The sequence below is a fragment of the Streptosporangium sp. NPDC002607 genome, from assembly GCF_053592655.1.
In genome coordinates this window covers 153,684-172,396 of sequence record NZ_JBSFWD010000002.1, presented here as the reverse complement: position 1 = coordinate 172,396, position 18,713 = coordinate 153,684, and the positions used below count along the sequence as shown (strand labels likewise).

General features: G+C 70.1%; 20 protein-coding genes. 12 read left to right on the top strand and 8 right to left on the bottom strand.

Features of this window, described 5'->3' with window-relative positions; genetic code table 11:
* Positions 1-139: 139 nt before the first annotated feature.
* Positions 140-649: a GNAT family N-acetyltransferase gene (locus ACWD3H_RS03225; protein WP_355561299.1), complete on the top strand. Its 510-nt coding sequence runs from the start codon at positions 140-142 to the stop codon at positions 647-649.
* A 49-nt stretch (positions 650-698) separates the two neighbouring features.
* Here ACWD3H_RS03225 and ACWD3H_RS03220 read toward each other — a convergent pair whose 3' ends face one another.
* From ACWD3H_RS03220 to ACWD3H_RS03205, 4 genes are all read right to left on the bottom strand, one after another.
* Complete coding sequence (locus ACWD3H_RS03220) at positions 699-1,568, bottom strand: 1,4-dihydroxy-2-naphthoate polyprenyltransferase (RefSeq protein ID WP_451953846.1); 870 nt, start codon at positions 1,566-1,568, stop codon at positions 699-701.
* A 25-nt stretch (positions 1,569-1,593) separates the two neighbouring features.
* Positions 1,594-2,205 (bottom strand): GNAT family N-acetyltransferase, encoded by a 612-nt coding sequence (locus ACWD3H_RS03215; RefSeq protein WP_350913053.1) that lies wholly within the window; start codon positions 2,203-2,205, stop codon positions 1,594-1,596.
* 132 nt (positions 2,206-2,337) lie between these two features.
* Positions 2,338-2,889: a CGNR zinc finger domain-containing protein gene (locus ACWD3H_RS03210; RefSeq protein WP_451935223.1), complete on the bottom strand. Its 552-nt coding sequence runs from the start codon at positions 2,887-2,889 to the stop codon at positions 2,338-2,340.
* Between the two features lie 78 nt (positions 2,890-2,967).
* The gene (locus tag ACWD3H_RS03205; protein WP_451953845.1) at positions 2,968-4,365 is read right to left on the bottom strand and encodes an aminotransferase-like domain-containing protein; all 1,398 of its coding nucleotides are present in this window, start codon (positions 4,363-4,365) and stop codon (positions 2,968-2,970) included.
* 175 nt (positions 4,366-4,540) lie between these two features.
* On the opposite strand from ACWD3H_RS03205, the gene ACWD3H_RS03200 reads away from it, so the two are divergent.
* Positions 4,541-5,452, top strand: a complete 912-nt coding sequence (locus ACWD3H_RS03200; protein WP_451953844.1) for a DMT family transporter — start codon at positions 4,541-4,543, stop codon at positions 5,450-5,452.
* Between the two features lie 145 nt (positions 5,453-5,597).
* Complete coding sequence (locus ACWD3H_RS03195) at positions 5,598-6,068, top strand: peroxiredoxin (protein WP_350913431.1); 471 nt, start codon at positions 5,598-5,600, stop codon at positions 6,066-6,068.
* Between the two features lie 51 nt (positions 6,069-6,119).
* Here the strand turns inward: ACWD3H_RS03195 and ACWD3H_RS03190 are convergent, their stop codons facing one another.
* A complete protein-coding gene (locus ACWD3H_RS03190; protein WP_451953843.1) occupies positions 6,120-6,845 on the bottom strand; it encodes a GntR family transcriptional regulator in 726 nt (241 codons plus the stop codon).
* Positions 6,846-7,394: 549 nt separating this feature from the next.
* Here ACWD3H_RS03190 and dapA point away from each other — a divergent pair.
* Positions 7,395-8,321, top strand: coding sequence for a 4-hydroxy-tetrahydrodipicolinate synthase (dapA, locus tag ACWD3H_RS03185; protein WP_451953842.1), 927 nt, complete (start codon positions 7,395-7,397; stop codon positions 8,319-8,321).
* A 164-nt stretch (positions 8,322-8,485) separates the two neighbouring features.
* Positions 8,486-10,171: a ribonuclease J gene (locus tag ACWD3H_RS03180; RefSeq protein ID WP_355561279.1), complete on the top strand. Its 1,686-nt coding sequence runs from the start codon at positions 8,486-8,488 to the stop codon at positions 10,169-10,171.
* A 3-nt stretch (positions 10,172-10,174) separates the two neighbouring features.
* Here the strand turns inward: ACWD3H_RS03180 and ACWD3H_RS03175 are convergent, their stop codons facing one another.
* Complete coding sequence (locus tag ACWD3H_RS03175; RefSeq protein WP_451953841.1) at positions 10,175-10,414, bottom strand: hypothetical protein; 240 nt, start codon at positions 10,412-10,414, stop codon at positions 10,175-10,177.
* Between the two features lie 37 nt (positions 10,415-10,451).
* Between ACWD3H_RS03175 and ACWD3H_RS03170 the strand changes: the two genes are divergently transcribed.
* From ACWD3H_RS03170 to ACWD3H_RS03140, 7 genes are all read left to right on the top strand, one after another.
* Positions 10,452-10,577 (top strand): hypothetical protein, encoded by a 126-nt coding sequence (locus ACWD3H_RS03170; RefSeq protein WP_451953840.1) that lies wholly within the window; start codon positions 10,452-10,454, stop codon positions 10,575-10,577.
* Positions 10,578-10,681: 104 nt separating this feature from the next.
* Positions 10,682-13,210, top strand: coding sequence for a DNA translocase FtsK (locus ACWD3H_RS03165; protein WP_355561271.1), 2,529 nt, complete (start codon positions 10,682-10,684; stop codon positions 13,208-13,210).
* 159 nt (positions 13,211-13,369) lie between these two features.
* Positions 13,370-14,065 (top strand): helix-turn-helix domain-containing protein, encoded by a 696-nt coding sequence (locus ACWD3H_RS03160; RefSeq protein ID WP_451935458.1) that lies wholly within the window; start codon positions 13,370-13,372, stop codon positions 14,063-14,065.
* Positions 14,066-14,281: 216 nt separating this feature from the next.
* The gene (rimO, locus tag ACWD3H_RS03155) at positions 14,282-15,691 is read left to right on the top strand and encodes a 30S ribosomal protein S12 methylthiotransferase RimO (RefSeq protein WP_350955656.1); all 1,410 of its coding nucleotides are present in this window, start codon (positions 14,282-14,284) and stop codon (positions 15,689-15,691) included.
* Between the two features lie 25 nt (positions 15,692-15,716).
* Positions 15,717-16,322, top strand: coding sequence for a CDP-diacylglycerol--glycerol-3-phosphate 3-phosphatidyltransferase (pgsA, locus tag ACWD3H_RS03150; protein WP_350913078.1), 606 nt, complete (start codon positions 15,717-15,719; stop codon positions 16,320-16,322).
* Positions 16,319-16,822 (top strand): CinA family protein, encoded by a 504-nt coding sequence (locus ACWD3H_RS03145; protein WP_355561264.1) that lies wholly within the window; start codon positions 16,319-16,321, stop codon positions 16,820-16,822. Before pgsA ends, ACWD3H_RS03145 begins: the two co-directional genes overlap by 4 nt.
* A 207-nt stretch (positions 16,823-17,029) precedes the next feature.
* Positions 17,030-17,377: a helix-turn-helix domain-containing protein gene (locus tag ACWD3H_RS03140; protein WP_030904158.1), complete on the top strand. Its 348-nt coding sequence runs from the start codon at positions 17,030-17,032 to the stop codon at positions 17,375-17,377.
* On the opposite strand, the gene ACWD3H_RS03135 is transcribed toward ACWD3H_RS03140, so the two are convergent.
* Entirely contained in the window at positions 17,374-18,165 is a 792-nt protein-coding gene (locus ACWD3H_RS03135; protein WP_451953839.1) for an Fpg/Nei family DNA glycosylase, read from the bottom strand. The two genes, ACWD3H_RS03140 and ACWD3H_RS03135, sit on opposite strands and share 4 nt — an antisense overlap.
* Positions 18,166-18,243: 78 nt before the next feature.
* On the bottom strand, positions 18,244-18,693 hold the full coding sequence (locus tag ACWD3H_RS03130; RefSeq protein WP_326637143.1) for an RrF2 family transcriptional regulator: 450 nt from the start codon (positions 18,691-18,693) through the stop codon (positions 18,244-18,246).
* Between the last annotated feature and the right edge of the window lie 20 nt (positions 18,694-18,713).

Below are 18,713 nucleotides of genomic sequence, written 5' to 3'. Positions count from 1 at the left end.
GGATCCGAGCCTGCCTGACCGCTCTGTCACGGCACCGAGTTCCGGCAGGAGGTGGGCAGGCTCGACGGCCGCTGAGGCGTCATCTCCCACCGGATAACCCTTATGGTCTGCGCGCGGTGCCGCGGTATCCTCCGGTTCCATGACAAGCACTCGATCTTCGACTGCGACCGAGGTCCGCTGGGCGCGGCCGGAGGAGCTGGCCGGGCTGGTGGCGGTGGAGGTCGCGGCCGACGGGATCTTCGCCGAGGTCGGGATCACCTTCCCGCCGGGGACCACGATGATCGAGGAGACCGAGGACCCCGGTCGGGTGCTCGTCGCGGGTGACCCGCCGATCGGGTTCGCCATGGTCGGCCTGGTCGACGGGCAGCTCCACCTCGACCAGCTCGCCGTCCATCCCGACCACGGGCGCCGGGGAGCCGGCGGGTGCCTGCTGGAGGCCGTCTGCGACCACGCGGTCTCGACCGGTCTGGCCGCCGTGACGCTGACGACCTACCGCGACGTGCCCTGGAACGCCCCCTGGTACGCCCGGCACGGCTTCGCCGTGCTCGACCCCGCCGAGTGGGGGCCGGAGATGGCGGAGCTGGTGCGCCACGAGCGGGAGCTGGGCATCGAGATCGCTCCCCGCGTCGTGATGCGCCGCGTCCTCTGAGCCGCCCGTTGCCTCTCCGGCAGGAGCGGGGAAGGCATCCCCGAGCGGGTCAGAGCGCCAGGCCGATGGTCAGCAGCAGCCCGTACCCGAGCTGGAAGCGGCCCGTCTGCTGGAGCGTCGCGATGAGCGCCGGGCCCGTGGCGCCCGCCCGGACCGCCTTCACCGGGGCGACGGCGAGCGGGGCGGCGAGCAGCGCCAGCGCCGCGAACGGCTGCCAGGGCGCCAGTGCGGGGGCGATCAGCAGGGGCAGCACCAGGCAGAGGGTGTAGAGGACGCGGGTGCGGGGATCGCCGAGCACCACGGCCATGGTGCGCTTGCCCGCCGGGCCGTCGGTCACGATGTCGCGCAGGTTGTTGACCACGAGCATCGCGCAGGCCAGCAGGCCGGCCGGGACGGCCGCCGCCACCGCGAGCGGGGGCAGGTATTCGAGCTGGACGTACGTGGTGCCCGTCACGGCGACCAGACCGAAGAAGACGAACACCGAGATCTCGCCGAGCGCGCGGTAGCCGTACGGGTTGGAGCCGCCGGTGTAGAACCAGGCGGCGGCGATCGCCATGGCGCCGACCAGCAGTAGCCACCACGCCCCGGTGGCCACGACGAGCACCAGCCCCGCCACCGCGGCGGCGAGGAAGCACCCGAGGGCCGCGGCGAGGACCTGGCGGGGCGGCGCGGCACCCGAGCCGACCAGGCGCATCGGGCCGACCCGGCCCTCGTCGGTGCCGCGCACCCCGTCGCTGTAGTCGTTGGCGTAGTTGACGCCCACCTGGAGGGCGAGAGCCACGAACAGGGCCAGCAGGGCACGCCACCACACCCCTCCGCCGTATCCGACCGCGACTCCGGTGCCGATGGCGACGGGGACGACGGCGGCGGGAAGGGTGCGTGGACGTGCTCCGGCGATCCACTGGCTCGGGGTGGCCATGGGGGTGCGGTGTTCCTCTCCGGCTCTAGCTGATGTCGGTCGCCAGGCGGATCATCCGCACCGTACGACCCATGTCGATGACCCGTTCGGCTCCGTCGGCACCCCAGCCGGCGGACTCCAGGAAGCCGAGCACCGCGTAGTTGTCGGCGAACACCCAGGTCACGATGGTGTGGTAGCCGTCGTCACGGAGGTAGTCGACGGTGGCGTTGAGCAGCCGGCTGCCGTGACCGCGCCGGACGTGGTCGGGGTCGATGAGGAAGGTGAGCATCTCGCCGGCGGTGGTCGGGTCGAGGTCGGGGTCCTCTGCCGGGGCGTGCGAGGCCAGGCCCGCGACCTTCTCGGCGCCCTGCATCGCCGCCATGGCCTCGATGCCGCCGGGGCCGAGCGCGGGGAAGGCGTCGGTGTCGAGGACCACCTGCTCCACGGCCACCAGCACGCGGTGCCGGGAGCTGGGCGGCGAGGTGATCGCGTCGTCCCACTGCTGCCGCCACATGTTCTCGGCCGCCGGGCCGGTCATCTGCTCCAGCGGTCCTTCGGGAAGGAAATCCCGGTAGCCGTACTTCCAGGCGCGGATCTGGGTGCTCGTCACCGCGGCGACATCCTCGTGCCGAGCCGCCCGCACGCCTACGTCTGCCATCTCGGCCCGCTCCTTCTCTGCCGTCTGCCGTCGCCTCGGAACGCGCTGTCTCGCGGATCTCGTGCCACGCGAGCGGGCATCAGGCGGGTGGATCCGTGAGTCAGGCTCTTACACCGTATCGGGGAATCCGACTCAGAGATGACGTGAACCCGGCTCCGTCTGCCGACGGGCCCGATATGCCCTTGTCTTTGTGCGGTTGCCGCAGACCCTCATGGAGCACCACGAGCGTGAACGGTTCTTGGAGGAGTCGACGAACGCCCACTGGCAGGTGCTCTCGGCACAGACCTTCAGGCGCGACCACATCCCGCCCGCGTGGGTGCCCATCACGGCGGCGGCGATCTCGGCCAGCCCGCCGAGCACTCCCGTCACGACCGGTTCGAGCACCGGCCCGTCGGCGGTCAGGGTGACCCTGAGCGGAAGAGCGGCGAACGCCCGCGGTAGCCCGGCCCCATGGCCGTCCGCACCGCCGGGACGGTCATGGTCGTGCCGGAGCGCCGCGCGAAGACCCTCGCGAAGGCCGACGGCCGTCGCCAGATCCGTCTCGTCGGCCACCTCTCCCGGCCGGATCAGGCCCCGCCCGCCGAGCCAGGCGGCCAGCGCCGCGGGGGTGGGGATCGAGTCGGTGTCGCTCTCGACGTCGTAGGTGTTGACGAAGTCGATCACCAGGTCGGCGGGATTGTCCATGTCTTCACTCACCTCTTCGCAACCACTGTACGCCGTTAGGGGGTTGTAATTCCCTGCCTCTCCCACCGGGGCGAGAGGTCAGGAGGCGGCCAGGGCGGTGGCCAGTCTGCGGACGCCCTCGACCAGTTCAGCCGGGTGGACGGCCGCCGAGTGGGTCACCCTGATGCGGGGGCCGGGAGGCTCGGCCGGGTAGTAGATGCGCCCGGGGCTCACCAGGGCGCCCGCCCTCTTGGCCGCCTCCACCACGGCGTCCTCGTCTTGGTCGTCGGGCAGCCGTACCCACATGTGCAGGCCGCCGCGGGGGACGAGGTGGATCTCGGCGGTGGGGATGTGGGTGGTCAGGGCGGTGGCGAGGGTGTTCCTGCGAAGCGTCAGCTCGGTGTTCAGCGCGGTCAGGTGGCGTCGCCAGGAGGGCGAGCTGACGAACTCCAGTGCCGTCTCCTGGAGCGGCCTGGCCACGAAGAACGACTCCACGAGCTGGTTCGCCCGTACTCGTCGTGCGGCGGGGCCCCTGGCGACGACCCCGGCGACCCGCACGCTGGGTGACAGGGCCTTGGTCAGGGAGTTGATGTGCACGACCGTGCCGTGGGCGTCCAGGGTGACCATGGGCGGCGGCGGCGGGGCCGAGGTCAGGTAGCGCGCGTAGTCGTCCTCGATCACGAAGGCCCCGGCGGCGCGGGCGATCGCCAGCACCTGCTCGCGCCGTTCGAGGGGCAGGATCGCGCCGGTGGGGTTGTGCAGGGTCGGCTGGCAGAAGAAGACCCGCGCCCCGGTGATGGCGAACGCCTCCGCCAGGAGCTCGGGTTTGACCCCGTCGCGGTCCATGGGAACAGCCGTCGCGCGGAGCCCGGCGGCCCGTGCCGCGGCCAGCGCGCCCGGGTAGGTGGGTGTCTCGACGAGCAGGGGCGTGCCCGGGGCGGCGAGGGCGCGGAAGGTGTGAACGAGCGCCGCCTGCCCGCCGCTGACGACGAGGATGTCCGACGGGGCGATGTCGCCACTCAGCTCCTGGGCGAACCACCTGCGCAGCTCGGACACGCCGGCCAGGGGTGGCATCGCCCAGACGTCGGGCCGCCGCAGCGCGCGGGAGGCAGCGGCCGACAGGGCGCCGGAGGGGCGCAGGGCCGTGTTGAAATAGCCGCCGGTGAGCGGGATGACTCCTTCCGGCGGGGAGGCGAGCAGGCCGCTGACCCCGCTGTCGTCCACCATTCGGTCGCCGAGCGCCACCGTCTGCCAGGACATGTCGGTGTCGTCACTACCGTGCGTGATCGCCGGGGCCACGTAGGCGCCGCTGCCGGGTTTCGTGATCACCCGTCCTTCGGCGGCGAGCCTGCCGATCGCGCGCGACACGGTCACGGGGCTCACGTTGTGTAATCGGACCAGCTCACGGCTCGACGGTAGCCTGTCGCCGGGGCGGAGCCGCCTGATCTCGTCGCGCAGCATGGCGGCCAATCGGACGATACTGCTATCGTCATTCATGAGAGATAAGAGTAGCGCTATCGTGCCAAATCGAGTAGCGGTCGGCGACACTCCGGGCGAATCCGCGGTCGCGGGACTCGTGTCCTCCGATGTGACGGTCGTGACGGTGCCCGGCGCGGTAGTGCAGGGAGAAGCGCGCCAGGACCGTAAAGGCGCCGGCCGTCGACCGGCCGGAGTGGCGCCATCCGGTGGCGCGCCGCCGGGCGAGCGGGAAAAGACGGCGAGGGCGCGGCGGGGGACCCTGCTGGCCGGGCTCGGGGTGCTGTCGTTCTCGGGATCGTTCCCCTCGGCGGTCTTCGCGATGAGGGGCTTCGACCCCTACCTGGTCGCGATCGGACGTGCCGCCATCGCCGCCGTCGCGGCGGTCGCCTTCCTGCTCGTGGCCCGAGCGCCGCTGCTGCCGCCCAGGTCGCAGCTCCGGTCGTACCTCGTGATCGTGGCGGGCGTGGTGTTCGGCTTCCCTCTCTTCAGCGGTCTGGCACTCGACGCCGGCGCCTCCACCTCGCACGCCGCCGTGGTGATCGGGCTGTTGCCGGCGGCCACCGCCGCCTGTGCGGTGCTGCGGGCCGGGGAGCGGCCCAGAGCGCTGTTCTGGGTGTCCTGCGGTCTCGGGGCCGTGGCGATCACGGCCTTCACCCTCAGTGTCGGCGGCGGCCACATCACCGGGGCCGACCTGCTGCTCGTCGGCGCCCTGCTGTCGGCCGCCGTCGCCTACACCGAGGGTGGGCGCCTGTCCCGCGAAACCCCCGGCTGGCGGGTGATCTCCCACGCCCTCGTCGTCGCCGCCCCGCTGACCGTGCCGATCACGGTGACGCTGGCGCTGACCACCGACATGCGGCCGGACGCCGCCTCGCTGGCCGGGTTCGCGTACGCCGGGCTGGTCTCGATGTTCCTCGGCTTCATCCCCTGGTACGCGGGCCTGGCCATGGGCGGGATCGCCCGCGCCGGGCAGACCCAGCTCGCCCAGCCGTTGCTGACGATGCTCTGGGCCTGGCTGCTGCTCGACGAGTCGGTCGGGCCGGTCACGATCGCGGCGGCACTGGTGGTCCTCGCGTGCGTGGCCCTGACACAGCGATCCCGCTCCTGAGAACCGAGGTGGGCGGGCCCTGTTGTGCCGTCGGTGATTCGCCGGAGAATGGGGGCGGAACATCGGCTTCCGCTCTGGCCGGGTACGAGGATCCCGGCGGTGCGAGCGGAGGCCCTCCGACGGCGTAGGGAGACAACCCGTGGGCATGAACCTCGCGGTGGGAGACATGGTCGAGGACTTCGAGCTTCTCGACGAGACGGGCACGCGAAGGCGGCTCAGTGAGTTTCTGGCCAAGGGGCCGGTGGTGCTCTTCTTCTATCCGGCGGCCATGACGTCGGGATGCACGGCCGAGAGCTGTCACTTCCGCGACCTGGCGGCGGACTTCGCCGCCGTGGGGGCGACCAGGATCGGAATCAGCCGTGACGGGGTCGACCGGCAGGCGAGGTTCGCCCAGGCCAACCAGCTGGGCTTTCCGCTGCTGTCCGACCCGGACGGCGCGGTCGCCCGGCGCCTCGGCGCTCGCCGTACCGTCGCGGTGGGGCCCTTCCTCACCCGCCGGATGACCTTCGTCGTCGACGAGGACCATCGCCTCCTGGAAGTGATCCACAGTGAGACCCATATGGAGGCCCACGCGGACCGCGCCCTGGAGGTGCTGCGTTCCCGTCCGCACCCCTGACCTCTCGTCCGTCCGGGTGAAAGGCGCGGGCAGGGCGGTGGCCGAGGTCTCTCAGGGGTGCAGGGGGTGGGAGTAGACCAGGCGGAAGCGATCGCCGGGAATGATGATGTCACTGGTCTCCACCGGGCGGTCTCCGGCCCAGTGAGTGCGCTCGACGTGCAGGACGTTGACGCCCGCGGGCAGGGCGAGGGCGTCGCTCTCCGCGGGCTGCGGGACGCGGGTGTGGATCTGCTCGACGACCTCGGTGATCTTGACGCCGAAGGCGGACAGGCGGGCGATCAGGCTGCGCGGGTTCTCCTCGGTGACGGGCTCGCTGAACTCCGCGGGCTCGTAGGAGGTGGCCAGCTGGATCGGCTTGCCGTCGCCGCGGAAGAGATAGCGGGTGCGGGTCAGCGGGGCGGATTCGTCCAGCCGGAGGCGGTGGGCGATGTCGGGGGTGGCGTCGGCGGGTTCGGCCCGCCAGTCCCAGGTGGCCCGGGTGCCCTGTGACTGGATGTCGGCCGCGAAGGGGGCGTGGTGGTCGTGGAAGCGCCAGCGGTGCAGCGGGAGCAGCGTCGGCTGTTCCCGCACGTAGTGGCCCGAGCCGACGCGGCCGACGATCAGGCCTTCGGCGGTGAGCACGCGCAGCGCGTGCCTGGCGGCGGTCTCGCCCACGCCGTACTTCCTGGTCAGCTGGGCGCGAGAGGGGATCGGGGAGCCGGGGGGAAGGGAGCCGTCGACGATCTGGCGCCGGATGTCGGCGACGACGCGCAGGTAGACAGGATCGGAGCTTGCCACGTGTCCATCCCTGGGTTCTGGGGCGTTGTCCCATCCTGTCGTATTCGATGCGCAACGCAGGGTGATGGTGGAGATTTGGAACTCCAACTTTGCGTGCCGCTCCCAGAAGTGCCCAAAAATATCTCAGAGACCGTGTAACACCCGCGTAAGGAGCGCCGATTCAACGGTAGAGGTCGTCGATGTGTGTACCCCCGAGCACATATCGGCGGCCTCTTTTTTCTTCAAGAATTCCCTGTCGCCACCGAAGTGGACAAAAGTATCGTTAACCATGTAATCGGGCGCTAAGCCCTGGATATCGCTCCCGGCCCCTGATCACCCCAGGTCATCTCGCTTCTGCCCGGATCGATGTGGACGGTTCCGGTCGCGTGGCGGGCCCGGAGTCCCGTGACGAGTGCGGATCGGAGTCCTTCGCCACGGTGTCGTATATCCGCGTGTACGGTGTGCAGCGGGCACCTCGGGGGGATGTTCACTCTTGGGCCCATCGGTGGACGGAGGTTAGGCGGGGTGGCGGGGTCCACCGTTTCAGCGGATCCAGGTAGCGTTCGGTCTATGGCAGCGCCAACTGGAACCTACGACGCCCCCTTCGGCCGCATGCTGACCGCCATGGTCACGCCGTTCACGAGTGACGGAGCGGTCGACTACGAGACAGCGCGTCGTCTGGCCACCTATCTGGTGGATGAGCAGCGCAACGACGGCCTCGTCGTGAGCGGTACCACGGGAGAGTCCCCGACGACCACGGACGAGGAGAAGGAGCGCCTGCTGCGCGCCGTCGTCGAGGCGGTCGGTGACCGCGCCACGGTCGTCGCCGGAGCCGGCACCAACGACACGCACCACAGTGTCGAGGTGGCCCGAGCCGCCGAGCGCGCCGGGGCCCACGGTCTCCTGCTGGTGACGCCGTACTACAGCAAGCCCCCCCAGGAGGGGATCTACCGTCACTTCTGTACAGTGGCAGACGCCACGGCCCTGCCGGCCATGCTCTACGACATCCCAGGTCGCAGCGGTGTGCCGATCCAGAGGGAGACGCTGACGCGGCTCGCCGGGCACGAGCGGATCGTCGCGGTGAAGGACGCCAAGGCCGACCTGTTCGAGGGGTCGCAGGTCATCGCGTCCACCGGCCTCGCCTACTACTCGGGTGACGACACGCTCAACCTGCCGTGGCTGTCGGTGGGGGCCGTGGGGTGTGTCAGCGTGATCGGCCACGTCGCGGGCGCGGAGATCGCCGCGATGATCGAGGCGTACCGCTCCGGGGACGCGGCGGGTGCGCTCGCCATCCACCGCCGGCTGCTCCCCGTGGTCTCCGGGATCATGATGCAGGCCGGTGGCGCGATCATGGCGAAGGCGGCGTTGAACCTGGTGGGGCAGCCCGCGGGACCGATGCGGTCGCCTCTGGTGGAGGCAACCGGCGAGCAGCTCGCCAGGCTGCGCGAAGACTTGATCACGGGCGGTGTGAAGCTGCCCGACGAAGTTGTGACATGAGAGCGACGACCGCGGCCCTCACCGGCCGCATCCGGGAGGAACGAGAGTTTGCGAGAAAGAAGACACACTGGTCCGCTAGGGGACGGAGTGCTCGGCGAGGGAGTAGTCCTGCTGCCCACGGGGGCCTTTGCCGCATGTGAGACCGCTGAGAGAGGTGTGGCCTGATGAGTCACCCCCACCCCGAACTCGGGCCGCCGCCAACGCTGCCCGAAGGCGCCCTGCGCATCGTCGCGCTGGGCGGCCTCGGTGAGATCGGCCGCAACATGGCCGTGTTCGAGTACGAGGGCCGTCTGCTGATCGTCGACTGCGGGGTGCTGTTCCCCGAGCCCGACCAGCCCGGCATCGACCTGATCCTGCCCGACTTCGAGTACATCCGGGGCCGCCTGGACGACGTCGAGGCCGTGATCCTGACCCACGCGCACGAGGACCACATCGGTGCCGTGCCGTACCTGCTGCGCGAGCGTCGCGACATCCCGGTCGTGGGGTCCAAGCTGACGCTGGCGCTGATCGAGGCCAAGCTCACCGAGCACCGCATCCAGCCGGTCAAGCGCGAGGTCGTGGAGGGAGAGCGGCACCGGTTCGGGCCGTTCGAGTGCGAGTTCCTCGCCGTCAACCACTCCATCCCGGACGCGCTGGCCGTCGCGATCAGGACACCCGCGGGCATCGTCCTGCACACCGGTGACTTCAGGATGGACCAGTTGCCCAGTGACGGGCGGCTGACCGACCTGGGCGGGTTCGCCAGGCTCGGCGCGGAGGGCGTCGACCTGCTGATGTCCGACTCGACCAACGCCGAGGTGCCGGGCTTCGTCACCAGTGAGCGGGAGATCGCGCCGGTCATCGACGAGGTCGTCCGCACGGCGGGCAAGCGCGTGATCGTGGCGAGCTTCGCCTCCCACATCCACCGCGTCCAGCAGGTCATCGACGCGGCTGAGAAGCACGGTCGCAAGGTCGCGCTGGTCGGTCGCTCGATGGTGCGCAACATGGGCGTCGCCCGCGACCTGGGCTATCTGAGGGTCTCGCCGGGGCTGATCGTCGACTCCAAGGAGATCGAGGGCTGGCCGCCGGAGGACGTGGTGCTGATCTGCACCGGGTCCCAGGGCGAGCCGATGGCGGCGCTGTCGCGGATGGCCAACCGCGATCACCCGATCCGGATCGCCGAGGGCGACACGGTTCTCCTGGCCTCCTCGCTGGTGCCGGGTAACGAGACCGCGGTCAACAACGTGATCAACGGCCTGTCCCGCTGGGGCGCCCGCGTGGTGCACAAGGGCAACGCGAAGGTGCACGTCTCAGGGCACGCCGCCGCGGGCGAGCTGCTGTACGTGCTCAACCTGACGCGACCGTCCAACTTCATGCCGGTGCACGGCGAGTGGCGCCATCTGCGGGCGCACGCCAAGCTCGCCGCGCTGACCGGGGTGCCGGACGACCACATCGTGATCGCCGAGGACGGCGTCGTGGTGGACCTGGTCGACGGCCGGGCCAAGATCGTGGGCGCGGTTCCCGCCGGTTACGTCTACGTGGACGGCACCTCGGTGGGCGACGTCACCGACTTCGCGCTGAAGGACCGCCGCATCCTGGGCGAGGAGGGCTTCATCTCCATCGTCATCGTGGTGGACACCGCCACCGGCAAGCTCGCCGGAGGCCCGGAGATCCACGCCAGGGGGTCCGGCATCGACCCGGCCATGTTCGACGACATCCTGCCGCAGGTGGAGCGGGCGCTGCAGGAGAACGCGGCCGACGGGGTGGTGGACATCCAGCAGGTCCGCCGCGTGGTCCGCAGGACCGTGGGGCGTTGGGTGAGCGACACCTACCGCCGCCGCCCGATGATCGTTCCGGTCGTCATCGAGGTCTGATCCTCACCTCCGTACGGCGGCCGCACCGGTCGTCGTACGGACGCGAGTGCCACCCTCCCCGCCGGTCGAGGCGGGGCAGCAGACGCCGGGCAGGGAGCAGACCTTGGCCGCCATCTTCCTGGCGTCCCTCAACTGCTTGGCGAACTGGGCGTCGCTCGCTTCGCTGTGGTACTCGCCCCCATGGATGTAGATCGCCAGGGCGCGGCCCTCGCGGACGACGACGGCCCGCCGGCCGCCGTCCACGGGCCTGCTCAGGTCGCACGGGTTGAATCCGAGGTTCTTGATCAGCCTGTTGCTGATCTTCCACTCCTCCGCGTCCGGGTACCACAGCGGGGACGAGACGGTCTACGTCGGCAAGCCGGAGGGGCGCGGGCTCGACCGGATGCCCTCCCGGATCGAGTCATAACTGCTCACGAGATATCAGCTGATTTTGTGAAAGGTCGGGCGAGGGGGGCACCCCTCCGGCGAGTCGGCGAGCAATCCACCATCCGTCTCGTTAACCTCCCTAGCATGGCCACCCGTACGTCTAAAGGCTCCTCAGGAAAGCCCCCCGGCAAGGGCTCCCCCGGTCGCTCGGGCGCCTCCCAGGCCCGTACGGCCCCCGCTCGGAGGGCGTCCGCCAACCGGGGGAGGGGTGCGGGTGCGGCCCGCAGGCCGGCCTCTCCGCAGCACGACCCGATCAGCTGGGTTCTCACCATGATCGGCAAGCTGTTCATGGGCATCTGGATGCTCCTCGCGGGAGGCATCGGCAGCGCCGCGCGGGCCCTGGGGCAGAACGCGCGCGAACTCGACCCCGTCCACCGCCGCGACGGGCTCGGCCTGGCGGTGTTCGCCGGGGCGATCGTGCTGGCGGCCATGACCTGGCGGGAGAACACCGGCACGGTCTCCACGGTGGTCGACGAGGTCATGCGCGCCGTCTTCGGATCGCTGACCTGGCTGGTCCCGATCCTGCTCGTACTGCTGGCCTGGCGGCTGCTGCGTCACCCCGACCAGAACGCCGACACCGGCCGGATGATCATCGGGTGGTCCGCCCTCACCATCGGTGTGCTCGGTGTCGTGCACGTCGTTCACGACACGCCGTACCCCTCGGGGGGCGGCTCGGACGGCATGGACAAGGTGGCGGCCGCCGGAGGCATGATCGGCTTCATCGTCTCGGCGCCCCCGGCGAGCATCCTGCCCTCCTTCATCACCATCCCGCTGCTGCTGATCCTGTCGGGCTTCGGCATTCTGGTGATCACCGCCACCCCGGTGCACCGGGTTCCCGAGCGGCTGGCCGAGATCAGGCACATGCTCTTCAACCGCGACCTGCCCAGCGCGCCGCGGGCGTCCAGGAAGCGGCCCTCCACCCGCAAGAAGCCGGACTCCGGCGGGGCCGAGCTGGGCGACCACGTCAAGCCCTACGACACGCCCGTGGTCGCCGAGTCGCCGGGAGGGCTCGGAGGCCACTCCCCGGAGATCGTGCCCGGCCTGGTGGACGAGGCCGAACCCGCGCAGGTCAGGGCCGACGCGCCCGAGCCTCCCGACCCGACCCCGGCACCGCGCAAGGTCGAGCAGCTCGTCCTGTCCCCGCAGGCGGGTCCCTACACCCTGCCCGAGCCGCAGCTCCTGCGCCCCGGCACCGCCCCCAAGCCGCAGACGAAGGCCAACACGGTGGTCGTCAACGCGCTGACCAGCGTGATGGAGCAGTTCGCCATCGACGCCCAGGTGATCGGCTTCACCCGGGGGCCGACGGTGACGCGCTACGAGATCGAACTCGGCCCGGCGGTCAAGGTCGAGAAGGTCACCGCGCTCACCAAGAACATCGCCTACGCGGTCAAGTCGGCCGACGTCCGGATCCTGTCCCCGATCCCCGGCAAGTCGGCGATCGGCGTCGAGATCCCCAACACCGACAAGGACCTCGTCTCACTGGGCGACATCCTGCGCTCCCCGGTGGCCCAGGCGGACCACCACCCGATGATCGTCGGGCTGGGCAAGGACGTCGAGGGGCGCACGATAGTGGCCAACCTCGCCAAGATGCCGCACCTGCTCATCGCGGGTGCCACCGGCGCCGGAAAGTCGGTCTGCGTCAACGGTCTGATCACCTCGATCCTGATGCGGGCCACCCCCGACGAGGTCCGCATGGTCCTGGTCGACCCCAAGCGGGTCGAGCTCAGCGTCTACGAGGGCATTCCGCACCTCATCACGCCGATCATCACCAATCCCAAGAAGGCCGCCGAGGCCCTGGAATGGGTCGTCGGAGAGATGGACCGCCGCTACGACGACCTGGCCGCCAGCGGCTTCCGGCACGTCGACGACTTCAACAAGGCGGTGCGTACCGGCAAGCTGGTGCCGCCACCGGGCAGCGAGCGGGTCTACCAGCCCTACCCCTACCTGCTGGTGATCGTCGACGAGCTCGCCGACCTGATGATGGTCGCCCCGCGCGACGTCGAGGACTCCATCGTCCGCATCACCCAGCTCGCCCGCGCGGCCGGCATCCACCTGGTCATCGCGACCCAGCGCCCCTCGGTGGACGTGGTCACCGGGCTGATCAAGGCCAATGTCCCCTCCCGGCTGGCCTTCGCCACCTCCTCGCTGGCCGACTCCCGGGTCATCCTGGACCAGCCGGGCGCGGAGAAGCTCGTCGGCCAGGGCGACTCGCTCTTCCTGCCGATGGGCGCCAGCAAGCCCATGCGGCTGCAGAACGCGTTCGTCTCCGAGAAGGAGATCGGCGAGATCGTCGGGCACTGCAAGGCCCAGATGGCTGTCGAGTACCGCGACGACGTGGCCGCCGTGACGACCTCCAAGAAGGAGATCGACGAGGACATCGGTGACGACCTCGACCTGCTGATCCAGGCGGCCGAGCTCATCGTGACCACCCAGTTCGGTTCGACCTCGATGCTCCAGCGCAAGCTCAGGGTCGGCTTCGCCAAGGCGGGCCGTCTGATGGACCTGCTGGAGAGCAGGAACGTCGTCGGGCCCAGCGAGGGTTCGAAGGCCCGGGAGGTCATGGTCAAGCCCGACGAGCTCCCCGGCCTGCTGACCGACCTGCGTGGAGGATGACACACCGGGAGGGAACGGACCCCCCGCCGCACACCTCCCGTCCGGTTACTGATTGAATGGGGATCGCTACGCAACGTCGGGGGCTGAGGGGCGTGCGCCATGGGCATTGGAAGCGATCTGGCGGATGCCAGGCGGTCGATGGGGATGACCGTTGGGCAGTTGAGCGCGCGGACACGCATCCGCGAGGTGCTCATCCAGGCGATCGAGAGGAACGACTTCTCCCAGTGCGGGGGTGATTTCTACGCGCGGGGCCATATAAGAAACATCGCCAAGGTCGTCGGGCTCGATCCGGAGACGCTGGTGCACCGCTACGACGAGCAGCACGGGGGTGTCCCGCTGCCGGTGCGGGCCTCCAGCGTCTTCCAGGCCGACATGCCACTGAAGATCCGTGAGCGCCGCTCGCCCAACTGGACGACGGCCATGGCGGTGGCGCTGGGCATCGTGGTCATCTTCGGAGTGGTGCGGACCATGGGCGGGGGCGACACGCCCATAGCGGACGGCCATCCCGTGCCGGTGCCCGCCGCGCTGCCGCCGCCGGCCGGCAGCGCTCCCGGCTCACCGGGCCGGGCGGCGTCCCTGGCCGAGAAGAAGCGCAAGGACATGGTCGTCCTCCAGGTCAGGGCGGAGCGCACCTCCTGGCTGGACGTGGAGGACGCGGGCGGCAAGAGGCTCTTCTCCGGAACGCTCAAGGAGGGCAAGACCTCGACCTGGAAGGCGAAGGACAGGATGAGGGTCACCTTCGGCGACGGGGGGGCGTTCACCCTGAAGGTGAACGGCAAGAACCTGGGTGCCCCGGGGAGCCCGGGGCAGATCGTCAACCGCTCCTACGACGCCCCCGCCGCCAAGGAGCGCTGACGCGGCGACCGGGAGTTCTGCCGGGGTCGCGGCGACGGCCCCGGCCAGGCTCGTGGATCACCCGGTCGGGTGAACGTCCCTGGTCGGCACGGTGGTCCTCACCTTCCGGACTCCCGTCTTCACGGCGGGATGTCCGGGGCGGACGGGGATGCGGCGGTGCTGGAGTGGGGGAGGTGCATCGGGTAGTGGCCAACTCCCGATACCGTAGTGTTCACCATGTCATCCCGCCGAACCGCATCGCTGATCACACTTGGTTGCGCACGCAACGAGGTCGACTCCGAAGAGCTCGCCGCTCGTCTTGAGGCTGCCGGCTGGCAGCTGGGCGACGACGATCCCGACGTCGTCGTCGTCAACACGTGTGGCTTCATCGACTCAGCGAAAAAGGACTCCATCGACACGCTGCTCGCCGCGGCCGACTCCGGGGCCAAGGTGGTCGCCGCGGGTTGCATGGCGGAGCGGTACGGTGACCAGCTCGCCGAGGCGCTGCCCGAGGCCGCGGCGGTCATCTCCTTCGACGACTACACCGAGATCGGCACCCGCCTCGACGACGTGCTGGCGGGCAGGCCGCTCGTCCCGCACAGCCCCCGTGACCGCAGGACCCTGCTGCCCATCTCGCCGGTGGAGCGTGCCGCCGCCCCCAAGACCGCCATTCCCGGCCACGGTGAGCTGCCCGAGGGCCTGGCACCCGCCAGTGGTCCCCGGCCGCTCCGCAAGCGCCTGGGCGAAGGGCCGGTGGCCTCGCTGAAGCTGGCCTCCGGCTGTGACCGGCGCTGCACGTTCTGCGCCATCCCCGCCTTCCGCGGGGCGTACGTCTCGCGCCGCTCCGAGGAACTCCTCGGTGAGGCCGCCTGGCTGGCCGAACAGGGCGTCAAGGAGCTGGTGCTGGTCAGCGAGAACTCCACCTCCTACGGCAAGGACCTGGGCGACCTGCGGGCGCTGGAGAAGCTGCTGCCCTCGCTCGCCGCGACCGAGGGCATCAAACGGGTGCGCGTCAGCTACCTGCAGCCCGCCGAGCTCCGCCCGGGGCTGCTGGAGATCATCTCCTCGACGGAGGGGGTGGCCCCCTACTTCGACCTGTCCTTCCAGCACGCCAGCGGTCCCGTGCTCCGCCGGATGCGCCGCTTCGGTGACCCCGCGCGCTTCCTCGACCTCCTGGAGTCGATCCGCGCCCACGCCCCCGAGGCGGGCGTGCGCTCCAACTTCATCGTGGGCTTCCCCGGCGAGACCGAGGAGGAGTTCGGTGAGCTGGTGGGCTTCCTGGAGCAGGCCAGGCTCGACGTGATCGGCATCTTCGGTTACTCCGACGAGGAGGGCACCGAGGCGGCCTCGCTCCCGGGCAAGCTTGACCAGGAGATCGTCGACGCCAGGGTGTCCGCGCTCACCGAGCTGGCCGAGGAGCTCATGGCCCAGCGGGCCGAGGAACGGATCGGCACCGAGGTCGACGTCCTGATCGAGGAGGACCTGGGCGACGGCGGCTACGAGGGTCGCGCCGCCCACCAGGGGCCCGAGGTCGACGGCTCGGTGACGGTCCAGGGCATCGGACTGGTTCCCGGCCAGATCGTCCGGGCCGTCGTGGTCGACTCGGAGGGGGTCGACCTGATCGCCCGCATCAAGGCGGCCCCATGAACGCGCCACCGGGCCGGGAGAGCGTATGACCAACACGCCAGAGACCGGCACCGACTCGACAGCGACACCCGCGCGCCCCAAGGTGAGCGCCTGGAACATCGCCAATGTCGTGACGGTGATACGACTGGCGATGGTTCCGTTCTTCGCGGCCTGCCTCTTCCTGCCGGGATCCGGCTGGAGGGTGGCCGCGCTGGTGGTCTTCATGGTGGCCTCGCTCACCGACCTGCTCGACGGCGAGCTGGCCCGCCGCTACGGCCTGATCACCGATTTCGGGAAGATCGCCGATCCGATCGCCGACAAGGCCCTCATCGGTGCCGCACTGATCAGCCTGTCGGTGCTGGGGGAACTGCCCTGGTGGGTCACCATCGTGATCCTGGGCAGGGAGCTGGGCGTCACCGCGCTGAGGTTCGCGGTCATCCGGCACGGCGTCATCCCGGCCAGTTACGGTGGGAAGGTGAAGACCGTCCTGCAGATCGCTGCGATCGTCTCCTACATCTGGCCGGATGTGCCCGACCCGATCCGCTGGGTCGTCATGGGAGCGGCGGCCGTCGTCACCGTCGGCACCGGCCTTGACTACGTGATCCGGGCGATCAAGCTCAGGCAGGTCGCGAAGCGGGCGCGGGCCGTATGAGCCACCGCCTGCTCGCGACGACCACGGTCCTCTCCCTTCTCGTCCGCGGGGGCGAGACGGTGGCGGTGGCCGAGTCACTGACCGCCGGGCTGATCGGAGCGGCCCTCACAGAGCCGCCGGGAGCCTCCGCGGCCTTCCTGGGAGGGGTCATCTCCTACTCCAGCGAGCTCAAGCAGCGGCTGCTGAACGTCCCCGCGGACCTGCTCGACCGCGAGGGCGCCGTGCACCCGCAGATCGCCGCCGCCATGGCGACCGGGGTGCGCCTCCTGGCCGGCTCCACCTACGGTCTGGCCGTCACCGGTGTGGCCGGCCCCGAACCACAGGATGGTAAACCGGTCGGTACGGTTCATCTCGCCGTTAGCGGTCCGGACGGACGGGTATGGCACCGGGATCTGCAACTCGCGGGGACTCGTGAGCAGATCCGGGAATCGACGGTGAATGAGGCCGTAGACCTTCTCCGAGGTGTGCTGGAGGCGAACGTGGGGGAACATTCCGGGTGATTACCGCGTTACGTCCCCAGCGAACATGCTCCCCATGGTCTGCCGCGGTGTCGGTGGATACAGGTACGGTGGAACTGTGAGTGAGGTAAAGGTCAAGCGATGATGACGGCGAGGAGTATGTACCAAGGGTCGCGTTCGAAGAACGGGCGGCACGAACCGATAGCGCGGAGTGTCGCGAAGGCATCCGCGCCGGGGAGGGAGCGACAGATGGTCCTGCTGCGTCAGCTGCTCGGTGACGTGCTGCGGCGGCTGAGGGTGCGGCAGAGTCGCACCCTGCGTGAGGTGTCCACACTGGCTCGGGTTTCTCTTGGCTACTTGTCCGAGGTGGAGCGTGGGCAGAAGGAGGCCTCTTCAGAACTGCTCGCGTCGATTTGCGGTGCCCTGGGCGTGCCGCTTTCACAGGTTCTCCGTGAGGTCTCCGACCAGTTCGCGTTGGCCGAACTCCAGCACGCTCCGGTGCTGGCGGGCGATGTCCCCGAGCGGGAGCGTCTGCCGATTCCCGAGACCGTGCCCGATTCCGTCTTCCCCGAGGTCAACGACATGGTCGCCGCCTAGCCGGTCGGTTCTTCCGGCTGGCAGCGACGGCACCAGACGATCAGCCGTTCCTGCGGCTGTGCACCCATCTCCCCGCGACTGATCCGATGCCCGCAGCGCAGGCAAGGCCGCCCGGCCCTGCCGTAGACCCAGGTGCCCCGTCCCGGACGGGGGTCGCCCGTCGTGGTCCTGCTCGGGCGCTCCTTGTTCGCGTCCATCAACCGTCGCGCGAGCGAAACGATCGCCTCCAGATCCTTTACCGCACCCACCGGTCGCCACGGCCACACCCCGGTGAGAAAAAGCGTCTCGGCGCGATAGATGGTGCCGATTCCCGCCAGGTTGCGCTGATCGAGCAGCGCGACCCCGATGCTCGTCTCAGGCCGCCGCGCCAGCCGCCGTACGGCTTCGGCCTCGTCCCAGTCCTCTCCGAGCAGGTCGGGTCCGAGATGCCCGACGAGTCGCCCCTCCTCCTCGGCTCGGACCAGGTCGACCATGCCCAGCCGGACCCCCACCGCCTGCCACTCCGCGTTGGCCAGCACCAGGCGGACGACGTCGCCCCGGGGCAGTCCCCGCCCCGAGGGCGAGACCTGCCAGCTCCCGTCCATCCTCAGATGGGTGTGGACGGTCAGGTCACCTTCGACGCGGGTGAGCAGGTGTTTGCCGCGTGAGACGGTCTCCAGCACCGCACGCCCGGTGAGATCGGCCGTGGAGTGGCGCGGCACACGGAAGTCCGAGCGGGTCAGCGTCCGCCCGTCGAGTGCCCGGCAGAGCCGCAGTGCGGCCTGGTGGACGACGTCACCCTCGGGCATGGCACCCGCCGGGAGACACGTGCCGGCCGTGGGTGGGCGGTACCGGCACGATCACGGGGGACGTCGCGGGCGGCACGGTCAGTCCCAGGCCGCGGGGTCGGCGGACAGGCTGCGAACCCGCTCGGGAAGGGCCCCGGTGGCCACGTTCTCAAGCGTGACCTCTTCCAGGATCGCCCGCTCACTGGCGCGCAGCGCGATCCAGACCTGCTGCAGCGACTCGGCGGGACCCCGGTAGCCGACGTGCTCGGGCCGCTCCCCTCTGACGTTGGCAAGTGGGCCGTCAACGGCACGGATCACATCGGCCAGGCTGATCTCGGCGGGCGGGCGGGCCAGCACGTAGCCCCCCTCGGGGCCACGCTGGCCGCGGACCAGCCCGGCGCGGCGCATTTGGAGCAGGATGTTCTCAAGATACTTGGGAGGCATGTCCTGCTCTTTGGCCAGCTCCCCTACCGTGGTGGGGCCATCACCTGCGGCGGCGAGTTCGGCGGCGGCACGGAGGGCATAGTCGACACGAGCGGATAGGCGCATGTAACCGATTATCCCGCCTG

Coding starts and splice junctions, on each gene's coding strand:
- ACWD3H_RS03225 (WP_355561299.1), top strand. CDS start 140: ATGACAAGCACTCGATCTTCGACTGCGACCGAGGTCCGCTGGGCGCGG.
- ACWD3H_RS03220 (WP_451953846.1), bottom strand. CDS start 1,568: ATGGCCACCCCGAGCCAGTGGATCGCCGGAGCACGTCCACGCACCCTT.
- ACWD3H_RS03215 (WP_350913053.1), bottom strand. CDS start 2,205: ATGGCAGACGTAGGCGTGCGGGCGGCTCGGCACGAGGATGTCGCCGCG.
- ACWD3H_RS03210 (WP_451935223.1), bottom strand. CDS start 2,889: ATGGACAATCCCGCCGACCTGGTGATCGACTTCGTCAACACCTACGAC.
- ACWD3H_RS03205 (WP_451953845.1), bottom strand. CDS start 4,365: ATGAATGACGATAGCAGTATCGTCCGATTGGCCGCCATGCTGCGCGAC.
- ACWD3H_RS03195 (WP_350913431.1), top strand. CDS start 5,598: ATGAACCTCGCGGTGGGAGACATGGTCGAGGACTTCGAGCTTCTCGAC.
- dapA (WP_451953842.1), top strand. CDS start 7,395: ATGGCAGCGCCAACTGGAACCTACGACGCCCCCTTCGGCCGCATGCTG.
- ACWD3H_RS03180 (WP_355561279.1), top strand. CDS start 8,486: ATGAGTCACCCCCACCCCGAACTCGGGCCGCCGCCAACGCTGCCCGAA.
- ACWD3H_RS03165 (WP_355561271.1), top strand. CDS start 10,682: ATGGCCACCCGTACGTCTAAAGGCTCCTCAGGAAAGCCCCCCGGCAAG.
- rimO (WP_350955656.1), top strand. CDS start 14,282: ATGTCATCCCGCCGAACCGCATCGCTGATCACACTTGGTTGCGCACGC.
- pgsA (WP_350913078.1), top strand. CDS start 15,717: ATGACCAACACGCCAGAGACCGGCACCGACTCGACAGCGACACCCGCG.
- ACWD3H_RS03145 (WP_355561264.1), top strand. CDS start 16,319: ATGAGCCACCGCCTGCTCGCGACGACCACGGTCCTCTCCCTTCTCGTC.
- ACWD3H_RS03140 (WP_030904158.1), top strand. CDS start 17,030: ATGGTCCTGCTGCGTCAGCTGCTCGGTGACGTGCTGCGGCGGCTGAGG.
- ACWD3H_RS03135 (WP_451953839.1), bottom strand. CDS start 18,165: ATGCCCGAGGGTGACGTCGTCCACCAGGCCGCACTGCGGCTCTGCCGG.
- ACWD3H_RS03130 (WP_326637143.1), bottom strand. CDS start 18,693: ATGCGCCTATCCGCTCGTGTCGACTATGCCCTCCGTGCCGCCGCCGAA.